This window comes from Photorhabdus laumondii subsp. laumondii, from assembly GCF_003343245.1.
Taxonomy (GTDB): domain Bacteria; phylum Pseudomonadota; class Gammaproteobacteria; order Enterobacterales; family Enterobacteriaceae; genus Photorhabdus; species Photorhabdus laumondii.
The window spans coordinates 4294816-4307927 of sequence record NZ_CP024901.1; the positions used below are offsets into that span (position 1 = coordinate 4294816).

General features: G+C 41.9%; 13 protein-coding genes. 7 read left to right on the top strand and 6 right to left on the bottom strand.

Annotated elements, in window-relative coordinates:
• Positions 1-118 precede the first annotated feature (118 nt).
• From ppdD to yacG, 6 genes are all read left to right on the top strand, one after another.
• Positions 119-541 carry a prepilin peptidase-dependent pilin gene (ppdD, locus tag PluTT01m_RS18750; protein ID WP_011147801.1) on the top strand — a complete coding sequence of 141 codons (423 nt, stop codon included), beginning with the start codon at positions 119-121 and terminating at the stop codon, positions 539-541.
• Between the two features lie 167 nt (positions 542-708).
• The gene (gene gspE / locus PluTT01m_RS18755; RefSeq protein WP_011147802.1) at positions 709-2151 is read left to right on the top strand and encodes a type II secretion system protein GspE; all 1443 of its coding nucleotides are present in this window, start codon (positions 709-711) and stop codon (positions 2149-2151) included.
• Positions 2152-2153: 2 nt separating this feature from the next.
• Positions 2154-3353 (top strand): protein transport protein HofC, encoded by a 1200-nt coding sequence (hofC, locus tag PluTT01m_RS18760; RefSeq protein ID WP_011147803.1) that lies wholly within the window; start codon positions 2154-2156, stop codon positions 3351-3353.
• A gap of 91 nt (positions 3354-3444) precedes the next feature.
• Positions 3445-4068, top strand: coding sequence for a dephospho-CoA kinase (coaE, locus tag PluTT01m_RS18765; RefSeq protein WP_011147804.1), 624 nt, complete (start codon positions 3445-3447; stop codon positions 4066-4068).
• Positions 4061-4813: a cell division protein ZapD gene (gene zapD, locus PluTT01m_RS18770; RefSeq protein WP_011147805.1), complete on the top strand. Its 753-nt coding sequence runs from the start codon at positions 4061-4063 to the stop codon at positions 4811-4813. Before coaE ends, zapD begins: the two co-directional genes overlap by 8 nt.
• Before the next feature lie 30 nt (positions 4814-4843).
• Positions 4844-5041: a DNA gyrase inhibitor YacG gene (gene yacG, locus PluTT01m_RS18775; RefSeq protein WP_011147806.1), complete on the top strand. Its 198-nt coding sequence runs from the start codon at positions 4844-4846 to the stop codon at positions 5039-5041.
• A gap of 38 nt (positions 5042-5079) precedes the next feature.
• Here the strand turns inward: yacG and mutT are convergent, their stop codons facing one another.
• The 3 genes from mutT to secM form a co-directional block, all read right to left on the bottom strand.
• On the bottom strand, positions 5080-5472 hold the full coding sequence (mutT, locus tag PluTT01m_RS18780) for an 8-oxo-dGTP diphosphatase MutT (RefSeq protein WP_011147807.1): 393 nt from the start codon (positions 5470-5472) through the stop codon (positions 5080-5082).
• Positions 5473-5592: 120 nt separating this feature from the next.
• Positions 5593-8304: a preprotein translocase subunit SecA gene (gene secA / locus PluTT01m_RS18785; RefSeq protein ID WP_011147808.1), complete on the bottom strand. Its 2712-nt coding sequence runs from the start codon at positions 8302-8304 to the stop codon at positions 5593-5595.
• A gap of 83 nt (positions 8305-8387) precedes the next feature.
• Positions 8388-8912, bottom strand: coding sequence for a secA translation cis-regulator SecM (gene secM, locus PluTT01m_RS18790; RefSeq protein WP_011147809.1), 525 nt, complete (start codon positions 8910-8912; stop codon positions 8388-8390).
• A 32-nt stretch (positions 8913-8944) separates the two neighbouring features.
• Between secM and PluTT01m_RS18795 the strand changes: the two genes are divergently transcribed.
• A complete protein-coding gene (locus PluTT01m_RS18795) occupies positions 8945-9472 on the top strand; it encodes a DUF721 domain-containing protein (RefSeq protein WP_011147810.1) in 528 nt (175 codons plus the stop codon).
• A gap of 127 nt (positions 9473-9599) precedes the next feature.
• Here the strand turns inward: PluTT01m_RS18795 and lpxC are convergent, their stop codons facing one another.
• The 3 genes from lpxC to ftsA all read right to left on the bottom strand — a co-directional run bounded on the left by lpxC (position 9600) and on the right by ftsA (position 13095).
• Complete coding sequence (gene lpxC / locus PluTT01m_RS18800) at positions 9600-10517, bottom strand: UDP-3-O-acyl-N-acetylglucosamine deacetylase (protein ID WP_011147811.1); 918 nt, start codon at positions 10515-10517, stop codon at positions 9600-9602.
• A gap of 98 nt (positions 10518-10615) precedes the next feature.
• On the bottom strand, positions 10616-11776 hold the full coding sequence (gene ftsZ, locus PluTT01m_RS18805) for a cell division protein FtsZ (RefSeq protein ID WP_011147812.1): 1161 nt from the start codon (positions 11774-11776) through the stop codon (positions 10616-10618).
• Positions 11777-11838: 62 nt separating this feature from the next.
• A complete protein-coding gene (ftsA, locus tag PluTT01m_RS18810) occupies positions 11839-13095 on the bottom strand; it encodes a cell division protein FtsA (RefSeq protein ID WP_011147813.1) in 1257 nt (418 codons plus the stop codon).
• Positions 13096-13112: the final 17 nt, after the last annotated feature.

Here is a 13112-nt window from a genome sequence, read left to right on the forward strand (position 1 = left end):
AACCTTGTAATCCAAAAATTCTTTTTCGAGTCAATTCCATAACCTTCATATATCCTATTTCATTTTTTTCTCTTTCCTTCATTCTCTATATCGCAATACCACAACACGGAGAAAAAATATGAAACAACAAGGATTTACTTTAATGGAGATCATGGTTGCTATTGCTATCATTTCCATCTTAAGTGCCATTGGTATTCCTAGTTATCAAGGATATATCCAGAAAGCCGCTTTAACAGATATACTACAAAATATTGTACCTTATAAATCAGGTATAGAACTTTGCGGTTTTGAAACTGAAGATTTCAATGGTTGCAACGCAGGAGCAGTGTCAATTCCAAAAGAACATAACAGCAGATATATCGATAACATTTCAGTTAAAAATGGGGAAGTTACCATTAACGGTAAACAGAGTCTTAAAAACCTCAGCGTTACATTAAAGCCGACACAAAATACACAAACAGGTATAATTAAATGGAATATTAAATGTGAATCGACAAACAATTCATTAAAAAGTCGTTGTCAGGAAATATTTGAATTTTAATTCATTAACTCTTATACCCTATGGATTTCAAGATGCATCGCGACGGCAAAGGAGTGAATCCCCGGGAGCATAGATAACTATGTGACCGGGGTGAGCGAGTGCAGCTAACAAAGAGGCAACTTGAAAGATGACGGGTATATCAATACACACTTACACAGGAAGCAATAATGAACTCACTTTCAGCAACGGAAAATACATTAATGGAAAAAGAAATTCATGATATTTGTCAACGCCACCAATCTGTTGTGATAAAAAAAGATGATAATACGATAACAATTGCCAGCAGCGAATTACCCAATGATGATTTATTATCAGCATTACGCTTTATTTCCGGATGTATTGTTAATGTAGAAATTTGGCCACTGGCAAGGATCGAATCAGTATTACATCAAAATATTTCACTGAGTCATGTACCAGAGGAAGAATCCTCTCTATTACCACTTAAAACTGATATCAATACAGATGAAAATGATGCCCCCGTCATTCAACTTATTAATCAAACTTTATTAACTGCAATTCAACGGCGTGCATCCGATATTCATTTCGAGCCATTCCAACAAGGTTACCGTATCCGTATCCGAGTTGATGGCTCATTACACTTATTGTCTTCGCCATCTTATCAAATGAATGCAAGCATTGCCGCACGCCTTAAAATAATGGCGAAATTGAATATTGCTGAAAAACGGTTACCTCAAGATGGACAATTTGATTGGTTTGACACCCGACACAACTATGCTATCCGTATGGCAACTTTGCCAACCATACACGGAGAAAAAGTTGTGCTTAGAATATTAAATACAATGCAGCAATTATCGTTAGATCAATTAGGTATTCCTGACCCATTATTAAATCAGCTCCGACAAAAACTCGCATTACCACAAGGAATGATTTTAGTGACTGGCCCAACGGGTAGTGGGAAAACCGTAACTTTATATAGCTGCTTACAATATCTGAATCAGAATAAAAAGAATATTTGCAGTGTAGAAGATCCCGTCGAGATCCCACTGAATGGCATTAATCAGACACAAACTAATAGCAAAATCGAGCTCAATTTTGCCAAAGTATTACGGGCATTACTACGCCAAGATCCTGATGTCATTATGGTGGGAGAAATACGTGATGGCGAAACAGCTGAAATTTCAGTAAAAGCGGCACAAACAGGTCATTTGGTTCTTTCTACATTGCATACTAATTCAACCATAGATACATTATCGCGCCTACAAAATCTGGGTATTTCAGGTTATATGGCTGCTTCTTGTATCAAATTAATTATCGCCCAACGACTTGTCAGAAAATTATGTCTTCATTGCCGTAAACAACAAACAGAAGAAACCGTTATTAATATTGAAAACAATTCTCTATTTATTAATCAATGGTTAGCAGTTGGTTGTGAACATTGTTTCTCCGGTTATTATGGCCGAACGGCTATTTATGAATTTTTAGAAATAACTTATGATATTCAACAAATATTATCAGAACAGAATCCTAAAAATGTTCAAAACACCATTATGGCTCAAAGAAAAGACACTTTACTTTCATCCGGTATTTTATTAGTGGAACAAGGCATCACGACATTAGAAGAAATTTATCAAGTCACAGGTCAGGAATAGTAATGAAAATTCATTATATTTATAATTGGCAAGCAGTGAACAACAAAGGCGAAATATCAAAAGGGAAATCACTATGTGATAACAGGAAAGCTTTATATCAGCAGCTTATTCATTCTGGATTGCAACCTTATAATATAAAATGTGAAAAATTGATATTTTATCATCATCAACAAATTGCCTACCGTTTGAATTTCATTCGTCAATTGGCAACACTATTATCATCAGGAATGCCATTACTGAATTGCCTCAATATTCTTATTCGCGAATGCGCTCATCCATTATGGCATTGTGTATTATTAGATATTAGCAAGAAAATTACCCGTGGAGAATCATTTTCCTCCTCATTAAAAAATTATCCATTTCTATTCCCACCTTTATTTTGTCAACTTATTTCTGTTGGTGAGTTAACCGGGCAATTAGAAGTCTGCTGTCAATTATTGGTTAAACAACAGGAGCAACAAGATAAGTTACAGAAGAAAATAACAAAAGCGCTACGTTATCCTCTGATTATTACCATTGTTGCCAGCATCATTATTTTATTGATGCTTATTTTTGTTTTACCTGAATTTGAACATATTTATCATTCATTTGATGCACAACTTCCTCTGCTCACCCGCAGTTTATTAATCACTTCCAACTGGCTGATTCAATACGGTGGCTATGGTGTTATTGGATTAATTCTACTGCTTCTATTTTATCTACAATTACGTCAACGCCATACAATATGGATTACTCGTGAAAAAAATCTAATGTTACGTTTACCCGTTATTGCAAAATTAATTAGTTGTCAGCAATTAGGACAACTTTTCCATATTCTGTTTATGACACAAAAAGCCGGCCTGACACTCACCGCAGGGTTAGACAGTGCTATTGCATCAATAAATCATCCGGTATTTTTGCAAGCGACTAAATTCTTACGAGCTCAAATTAATCAAGGGGTACCAATGAGCGAAACACTGAAACAACAATCTTGTTTTCCTGCTCTGTGTCAACAGTTTGTCAGTGTTGGCGAAGAATCTGGCAATCTGGAACTGTTATTAGGAAATCTTGCTAATTGGTACCAACAACAAGCATTGGAGATTTCTGATAATATGACACAGTTACTAGAACCAATACTTATAGTCATAATAGCGATTATTGTCGGTACGCTATTGCTGGCAATGTATTTACCCATTTTTCAGCTAGGTACGATACTCACCTAAAGTAAAAATGATTCCATAGCTTTGTCTCTAGGTCATCTGCCTCCTTTCGGTTACAATCCTGAAATATTATCAAGTAATATTAAGGGATAGGATGACTTATATTATTGCACTCACAGGTGGAATTGGCAGTGGTAAAACCACTATCGCCAATGCTTTTGCTGCGCTTGGTGTTCCTCTTGTCGATGCAGATATTATTGCCAGAGAAATCGTTGTTCCTGGAACGCCCGCTCTACAAGCCATCACAGAACACTTTGGTCATGACATATTGACACCCGATGGTAACCTTAACCGAGCACTGTTACGCCAGAAAATATTCACAAACAATCAAGAAAAACAGTGGGTTAATCAACTTCTTCACCCTCTAATACATCAAGAAACCCGACGGCAATTAGAACAGATAATAGCACCTTATGTTATTTGGGTTATTCCATTATTAGTCGAAAATAATTTAAGGCATCTGGCAGATCGGATTTTAGTCGTTGACGTTTCACCTGAAATACAAATCAGCCGGATAGCCACTCGTGATGGTATTAACTACCAACAAATTGAAAATATTTTGGCGGCACAGGCATCCCGTAGCGAGAGACTGGCTTATGCCGATGACATTATCTCAAATCATGATAACGTACAGGCAATTACTCCTCGTGTTGCCGAATTACATCAACAATACTTAAGATTAGCTGAATCAGCCAGACAGGACAATCATGATGAGTGACACAACTTCTACAATCATTTTTGAACATCCACTGAATGAAAAAATGCGAGCATGGTTGAGAATTGAATCTTCCCTACAACAACTCACAAGTCAACGCCATTTAAACTCATTGGCAAGCAGCCTCGCCTTTTTCCGCACAATAACTGAGTTACTTGAAGTGCTAGAACGCGGGGAAGTACGTTCAGAATTGCTAAAAGAATTAGAACGTCAACAGGCAAAATTAAAACAATGGGCTGAAATACCCGATGTTGATATAAATATCGTCAATAGTTTCAGATTAAAATTGAAAGAGCGGGCTATTGCATTAAGTAAAGCACCACGATTAGGGCAATCCCTTAAAGAAGATAAAATTATCAGCCTAGTGCGCCAGCGCCTCAGTATTCCCAGTGGTTGTTGTGGTTTTGATCTACCCACCCTACATCTATGGCTTCACTTACCACAATCAGAAAGAGATAAAATGGTCGCATTCTGGATTGATAGTTTGCTACCTCTCCAACAAGCCCTGGACAGTATTTTAGAACTCATCCGCCAATCTGCTATTTTTCGTTCAGAAATCAGTAAAAACGGTTTCCATCAGAATACAGCAGAAGGCGCAGATTTACTGAGATTACGTTTGCCATTAACCCCTTTATTGTTTCCCCAAATTTCCGGTCATAAGACCCGCTTTGCTATCCGTTTTTTACCATTGGATAGTGAAAAAGGCTCCGTGCCTGCTCATTTACCATTTGAATTGGCATGCTGCTAATATTACGAACTAATTATCAGGAAAATTATTATGTCTGAATTACTCACGATTGAATGCCCAACATGTGGTAAAACTGTGGTTTGGGGAGAAATAAGCCCATATCGCCCATTTTGCAGTAAACGCTGTCAATTAATTGACTTAGGCCAGTGGGCAAATGAAGAGAAGCGGATACCAAGCCAAAGTGAAAACTCTGATAGTGATGATTGGAGTGGACAACCTGAGCAATAATAAATAGCCGCGTTATTAATAATGCGGCTATTGACAACTCAAGCGGTAAGTAATGCAACAATGCTGCGGTTAGCAGGCGGGAATTCATCAGCAATTAAATCTTTCTGTAATACCCACCGAGAAAGTTGCCCTTCTTTACCGAAAGGCTCATTTTCCCATTCATCCACCAAGAAGAAATACAGGGTAATCAACCTGTCAGGAAAATCATGTTCAACCGTTTTTACCAGATCATAATGAATAACTGTAATACCAATTTCTTCCTGTAACTCACGTATTAAAGCCTGTTCAGGCGTTTCTTCTTGCTCAACTTTCCCACCAGGGAATTCCCAGACCCCCCCCATATGGGCATCAGCATGACGCTGAGTAATAAAAATTTCATGTTGCGTATTTCTGATAATCCCAGCGGCTATATGTAGGTGTTTCTTTTCCATATTACTCTTACTTCTTCATCTCTTCTTTTTGATTGCTCAACAACCAAATACTATATCCAACGTTGACGTTGCTCACTTAAAACTAACAGAGTAAAAAGGCGGTTTCCCGCCTTTTCATCGTTACTGCAAGCGCCCGTGGCAATGTTTATATTTTTTACCCGATCCACAAGGACAAGGATCATTACGCCCTACTTTACGAGCTCCACTGGCAATCTGAGCTTCTGTTGTAGACATCAATGCGCCTTTTTCAACCTCATGGCTTAATTGCTGTTGCTTTGCCAAGCGTTCAGCTTCCGCCCGGCGCTGTTGCTCCAATGCCTCTACTTCTTCCGGCAATCTCACTTGAACTTTGCTCAATGTACTAATCACTTCATATTTCAGCGATTCCAGCATGCTTGCAAACATAGCGAAAGATTCACGTTTATATTCCTGTTTCGGATCTTTCTGAGCATAACCACGTAGATGGATACCTTGACGTAGGTAATCCATTGCAGCCAGATGCTCTTTCCACAACATATCCAGAGTCTGCAACATGATACCTTTTTCGAAATTACGCATCATTTCAATGCCAACAATCTCTTCTTTGCGTTTATAGACTTCAACAGCCTGTTCAAGGATACGCTCACGCAACGTCTCTTCGTGTAACTCAGGCTCTTTATCCAACCACTCTTTGATCGGCAGCTCTAAATCGAAATCAGTCACTAAACGTTGCTGCAAACCTTCCACATCCCACATCTCTTCCAGAGATTGAGGGGGAATATAAGCATCAATGGTTGCTTTAAATACATCTTCACGAATGCTACCAATGGTTTCACTAACATCACTCACATCCAACAAGTCGTTACGCTGAGCATAAATAGCACGGCGCTGATCGTTAGCAACATCATCGTATTCTAGCAATTGCTTACGTATATCGAAGTTACGGCTCTCTACTTTACGTTGAGCATTGGCAATGGCTTTGGTTACCCACGGATGTTCAATCGCCTCACCCGGTTTCATACCCAGTTTACGCATCATGCTAGTGACACGATCAGAGGCAAAAATACGCATCAGTGAGTCTTCCATTGATAAATAGAAACGGGATGATCCCGCATCCCCTTGACGCCCGGAACGCCCGCGTAACTGATTATCAATACGACGAGATTCATGACGCTCCGTACCGATAATATGCAAACCACCCGCCGCCAGAACCCTATCATGACGTTCCTGCCATGCAGCTTTAATCTCTTCAATCTGAGCTTCTGTTGGCTCGGTCAGCTTAGCAATTTCTGCCTGCCAACTACCGCCTAGCACAATATCTGTACCACGACCCGCCATGTTAGTCGCAATGGTTACCGCGCTCGCTTGACCTGCCTGAGCAATAATGTCCGCTTCCATTGCATGAAATTTGGCGTTAAGTACGTTGTGCTCGATACCCGCGTTAGTCAGTTCACGGGAAACCAGTTCAGATTTTTCAATAGAAATAGTCCCCACCAATACCGGCTGCCCTTTACCGGTACGTTCGCGGATATCTTCAATGATAGCTTCAATTTTTTCAGCTTCGGTCATGTAAACCAGATCTGGCAAATCATTACGGATCATTGGACGGTTTGTCGGAACCACAATGGTATCAAGCTTATAAATAGAGCTAAACTCAAACGCTTCTGTATCTGCCGTACCGGTCATACCCGCCAGTTTTTCATACAACCGGAAGTAGTTTTGGAAGGTAATTGAAGCTAGGGTTTGGTTTTCATTCTGAATTTCTACACCTTCTTTAGCTTCAACAGCCTGATGCAATCCATCAGACCAGCGACGCCCCTGCATAGTACGGCCCGTATGCTCATCAACAATAATGACCTCACCATCTTTCACGATATAGTCAACATCACGGGTAAACAGTGCATGGGCACGTAGTGCGGCTGTAACATGGTGCATTAACATGATATTGGTTGGCGAATATAGGGATTCACCTTCTTCCATCAAGCTGGCTTCTGACAGTAATTGTTCAATCAAAACTAAACCGCGTTCCGTCAAGTTAACCTGGCGGGACTTTTCGTCGACAGAAAAATGGCCTTCTCCCTGGAAAGTCTCTGAATCCTCTTTTTCCTGACGAATCAATTTAGGGATCAACTTATTGACTTTGATATAAAGCTCAGAACTATCTTCAGCAGGGCCAGAGATAATCAATGGCGTCCGTGCTTCGTCGATTAGAATGGAGTCAACTTCATCCACTAGCGCATAATGTAACTTACGCTGAACACGCTCTTCCGGGCTAAATGCCATGTTGTCACGCAGATAGTCAAAGCCATATTCGTTGTTAGTACCATAGGTAATATCCGCAGCATATGCCTGGCGTTTAACGGGTGCCGGCATACCTGGCAGGTTAATACCAACACTCAATCCCAGAAATTCAAACAGTGGGCGGTTATTTTCGGCATCACGTTGCGCCAGATAATCATTCACAGTGACTACGTGAACACCACGCCCAGTTAATGCATTTAAATAAGCAGGCAAAGTCGCTGTCAGTGTTTTACCTTCACCAGTGCGCATCTCCGCAATACAACGTTCATTCAGAACCATACCACCCAGTAACTGAACGTCGAAATGACGCATAGCAAACACGCGCTTACTTGCTTCACGTACTGTTGCAAATGCTTCAGGTAACAGATTTTCCAACGATTCGCCTTTTTCTAAACGGGCACGGAATTCGGCAGTTTTACCCTTCAATTCATCATCAGACAATTTTTCAAACTCTGGCTCCATGCGGTTGATGACATCAACAACTTTACGCATACGACGCAATGTACGGTCATTACGACTACCAAAAACCTTTGTTAATAATTTAATCAGCATAGTTAATTACATCTCAGATAAGGCCGTTATTTCGCAGCCAGCAAATAGTTATTTATTTCGAAAATTTGTAAAAAAACGAAGATTCAGAGGTAAGCAGTAGGACCTGCACGGATACCTTGGGCTTTAGCAATCCAAAGCGTCAGAATATAAGAAGATTGTGATGCAACATTCAGGAACGGTATATCTAAAACCGGCTCAGGTGGCTTAGGTTCCCGAATTAATAGTGTATTCAGGGTTTCCAGCACAAGCTGCTGAATATTGGAAGAACTTAACCGGATACTTTGTTTTGCTGTTTCATCGCTCATAGGCTGCGAAATAGAAAAAGCAAAAGAAAGCTGTCTGATCACGTTACGTACAGCATGTTGTTGCCAGTAATTAACGCCATTGGCTGGCTGGTGTTGAACATTCTGCAATGAAAATAGATTATCAAAAGCCGATAAAGCCTGATTTTGCCAGCTCTGACTAGGCGAGGTATTAGCTTGTGAGATATTATCGGTAACACCCGCTAAAATGGTAGGAGCGCCAATACTTGCCGCAACCACCCCTAATAACAGATGTGACCAGAAATAACGTCTGCCAAATTGTCGCCAAAGATTTAGAATACCCATTAATCCTTCATCATACCGGAGCTACTTTCATTATGCGCGATAGCCGCCCACAATCATTAGATGTTCTTTTTGAAGACGCCGCCGCCGTTGAGAAAAGCCCGCTTCATGTTATCCAGCAACGTGCCGTCGCTTTGTTAAAACTTAACCGTGCCGTTATCAGCTTGCTTCCCGCACAATTACATCCGTGGTGCCGGGTCGCTAATTATCGCAAACAAATTCTGGTACTGGAAGCAGGAAACGCCAGTTGGATGACCAGATTACGTTACGAGCTGCCAACGCTGCTTTCTACACTAAGAAGCGGAATTCTACCATCATTGTCATCTATCGACATCAGGATTAACCCATCACTCATGATTAAGCATGGCAATAGTGCGCAGAGCTTCGCAAAAACGATGAGAGATGATCATAAAACTTTACCGACACGTCAGTTAAGTCAAGAGAGTGCGAAAGAATTAATAACGCTAGCGAACCGTAGTCCAAAAAAGCTGAAGGAAAGATTAGAACGACTAGCTGCACTGGCCGGAGAGAGTGCCAGTACAGCTAAAACGACTAAGCGATAACGCTAAATAAATTTAAGTGCTAACGCTGAATAGTGCTAACGCCGAGTAAAAAACATCAGCGAAAATAAAATCACTGATAACATAACCCACTGATATATCATTAAATTATTATCAGCATACTAGAGAGTTATGCCATTACAGTTGATGGAGCACGAAAAGCCAATGGCATTTCAGCTTCATCTTCGAAAGTAGTCAGCTCCCATGCACTTTCTTGCGCCAGAACTGCCTGCAATAGTTTATTGTTCAACGCATGACCAGATTTGAACGCAGTAAATGCGCCAATGATGTTATAGCCACACATAAACAGATCACCAATTGCATCCAGCATTTTATGGCGGACAAATTCGTCTTCAAAACGCAAGCCATCTTCATTAAGCACACGATAGTCATCAACAACAATCGCACAATCAAAGCTGCCACCTAAACACAACCCTTTAGATTGTAAGTACTCAATATCACGCATAAAGCCAAATGTACGTGCACGACTGATTTGACGAACAAACGCCTCTGCCGAGAAATCCAGACAGTAACGTTGAGTGCTTGAATCAATCGCAGGGTGATTGAAATCAATAGTGAAATCCAGACTGAAACCATTATAAGGTGTCATCTCTGCCCACTTATCACCCTCCTCAACGCGCACGGTTTCCTTAATACGCAGGAATTTTTTAGATGTGTTCAGCTCTTCAATACCCGCATCCAGCAGCAGGAAAACAAATGGGCTGGCACTACCATCCATAATGGGAATTTCTGGCGCATCAACTTCGATAATAATATTATCGATACCTAACCCCGCAAGCGCTGCATTCAGGTGCTCAACCGTTGAGATTCGCACGTCATGCTCATTTACCAGGCAAGTACAGAGCATAGTATCACGCACGGATTTTGCATCTGCCGGAAAATCAACCGGTGGATTCAAGTCAGTACGGCGATAGATGACCCCGGTGTTAGCCGGTGCTGGGCGCATTGTTAGTGTGACTTTTTTACCGGTATGTAAACCGACACCAGTCGCCTGAACAATACGTTTAAGTGTCCTTTGTTTGATCATCGTTTTATCTCGCAATATTATCCATCCTGCCAATCACTATACACTATGATTGGCGGGCAAGTTTAGCACAAAAAGCGGAGAATCCAATTTTTTAGCTATTAATCGGCCTGTTTACGCAAAAATGCAGGAATATCCAAATAATCGGGCTCCTTACTCGTTTGTACGCTTTGGTCATTCACCACTTTTGCTGCTGGTTTATTTTCTTCAGACAATGAAGACATACCGCCAGACATTTGCTGATGACGGTGTTCCATTACGCTTGACTGAGAAGATTTATTGGTAACCAACGTAATTTCAGGACGTTTATCCATACCAATACCCGTGGCAACCACAGTCACCCGCAACTCATCATTCATGTCTGGATCCAGAGAGGTACCGATCACGACAGTTGCATTATCAGATGCAAATGCACGGATCGTGTTACCCACTGTTTCGAACTCATCCAAACGCAGATCAAAGCCAGCAGTAATGTTAACCAAAACACCACGAGCGCCTGACAAGTCGATATCTTCCAGCAATGGGCTGGATATCGCCATCTCAGCAGCTTCTTCCGCACGATCTTCGCCCTGCGCAATACCGGAACCCATCATGGCGTAGCCCATTTCGGACATCACGGTACGCACATCAGCAAAGTCAACATTCATTAGACCTGGACGCGTGATCAGTTCAGCGATACCCTGAACCGCACCTTTCAAAACATCATTAGCTGCGCCGAAAGCGTCCAGTAGTGAAATGCCGCGGCCAAGCACTTTTAACAGTTTGTCGTTAGGGATAGTAATCAATGAATCTACATGCTTAGACAATTCAGTGATCCCTTGTTCGGCAAACGCCATGCGCTTCTTACCTTCGAAATTGAAAGGCTTAGTCACCACAGCAACTGTCAGAATCCCAAGCTCTTTTGCAATTTCAGCTACCACAGGCGCTGCGCCAGTACCAGTACCACCACCCATACCGGCAGCGATAAATACCATATCTGCACCATCAAGTGCGGTGCGCAATGCATCACGATCTTCTTGAGCAGCAGTACGACCAACTTCCGGGTTTGCCCCAGCCCCCAAACCTTTAGTAATACCATTACCAATCTGGATAGTCTGGCCGACAGCAGTTTTACGCAATGCCTGGGCATCCGTATTTACTGCAAAGAATTCAACACCTTCGATGCGTTCACGCACCATGTGCTCAACAGCGTTACCGCCGCCACCGCCGACGCCGATGACTTTAATCACCGCGTCATTGGTTAATTCTATTGGTTCAAACATATAGTTTCTCTCCGCTTTGTGCCTTTATATCGAGACTAAAAAAACTCAGCCTCTGTATAAAATTAAAACTCTTTTTTCAGCCAGCTACTGACTCTCTTAAACCAACGGCTCACTGAAACATGTTTTTCAATATCCGCATCACCATTAAGATGAGAGGCTTTTCCGTAATGCAGCAACCCTACCGCTGTTGAATAATAGGGTTGCTGCGCATAGTCCGTCAGACCAGTAATATTAAGAGGTTGGCCGATACGCACCTGAGCATGGAACACACGCTGAGCACATTCAGCCAAACCATCAATCTGAGCACCACCGCCAGTCAAGACAATACCCGCCGCCAGATGGTGTTTAACCCCCTGCTGGCGTAACTGTTCCTGCAATCGCAAGATTTCATCATTCACTAAATTCAGTAATTCGATGTAACGCGGCTCAATGACTTCAGCCAACGTCTGACGCTGTAAGCTACGTGGTGGGCGTCCACCGACACTAGGTACCTCCACACTTTCATCTTTGCTGACCAACGAACCTAGTGCACAACCGTGGCGTACTTTTATCGTTTCTGCATCGCTTGGTGGCGTACCAAAGGCATAAGCAATATCACTGGTGACAACGTTACCGGCATAAGGAATAACTTTGGTATGACGCAACGCTCCGCCGGTATACACCGCAATATCCATCGTCCCGCCGCCAATATCTACCACGCAAACGCCCAATTCACGCTCGTCTTCGGTCAAAACAGCATAGCTGGCAGCCAACCCGGAAAAAATAAGCTGGTCGACTTTCAAACCACAGCGTTCAACCGCTTTTGCAATATTTTTCGCCATATCATTATGACAGGTAATCAAGTGAACTTTAGCCTGCATACGCACACCGGAAAGCCCCACCGGATTTTTAATACCTTCTTGATAATCGATAGCATATTCTTGCGGAATAACATGCAGTATTCGGTATTCATCACGTACACGAACTGATTTGGCAGTATGAACAACATTGTCTACATCTTCCTGAGTAACTTCCTCTTCGGAAATAGGAACCATCCCGATTTCATTCTGACAACTGATATGTTTTCCAGATAACGCCAGATAAACAGAGGAAATTTGACAATCTGCCATCAATTCAGCCTGATCGATAGCCCGCTGTACACATTTAACAACCGACTCCAGGTCGTTTACACCGCCTTTATCCATACCGCGGGATGGACAGCTTCCCACCCCGATAATATTAACCATACCATCGGGCAGAATTTCACCAACAAGGGCAGATACCTTTGCTGTGCCAATCTCTAGGCCAACTACTAATTTTCTGTCCGTCGATTTGATCATCGTTGTTCTGCCTGCCT

Bases quoted from the DNA above. Each gene is read 5' to 3' on its own strand.
- yacG (WP_011147806.1), top strand. From the start codon at position 4,844: ATGTCTGAATTACTCACGATTGAATGCCCAACATGTGGTAAAACTGTG.
- secM (WP_011147809.1), bottom strand. From the start codon at position 8,912: ATGGGTATTCTAAATCTTTGGCGACAATTTGGCAGACGTTATTTCTGG.
- hofC (WP_011147803.1), top strand. From the start codon at position 2,154: ATGAAAATTCATTATATTTATAATTGGCAAGCAGTGAACAACAAAGGC.
- lpxC (WP_011147811.1), bottom strand. From the start codon at position 10,517: ATGATCAAACAAAGGACACTTAAACGTATTGTTCAGGCGACTGGTGTC.
- mutT (WP_011147807.1), bottom strand. From the start codon at position 5,472: ATGGAAAAGAAACACCTACATATAGCCGCTGGGATTATCAGAAATACG.
- ppdD (WP_011147801.1), top strand. From the start codon at position 119: ATGAAACAACAAGGATTTACTTTAATGGAGATCATGGTTGCTATTGCT.
- ftsZ (WP_011147812.1), bottom strand. From the start codon at position 11,776: ATGTTTGAACCAATAGAATTAACCAATGACGCGGTGATTAAAGTCATC.
- zapD (WP_011147805.1), top strand. From the start codon at position 4,061: ATGAGTGACACAACTTCTACAATCATTTTTGAACATCCACTGAATGAA.
- secA (WP_011147808.1), bottom strand. From the start codon at position 8,304: ATGCTGATTAAATTATTAACAAAGGTTTTTGGTAGTCGTAATGACCGT.
- gspE (WP_011147802.1), top strand. From the start codon at position 709: ATGAACTCACTTTCAGCAACGGAAAATACATTAATGGAAAAAGAAATT.
- ftsA (WP_011147813.1), bottom strand. From the start codon at position 13,095: ATGATCAAATCGACGGACAGAAAATTAGTAGTTGGCCTAGAGATTGGC.
- PluTT01m_RS18795 (WP_011147810.1), top strand. From the start codon at position 8,945: ATGCGCGATAGCCGCCCACAATCATTAGATGTTCTTTTTGAAGACGCC.
- coaE (WP_011147804.1), top strand. From the start codon at position 3,445: ATGACTTATATTATTGCACTCACAGGTGGAATTGGCAGTGGTAAAACC.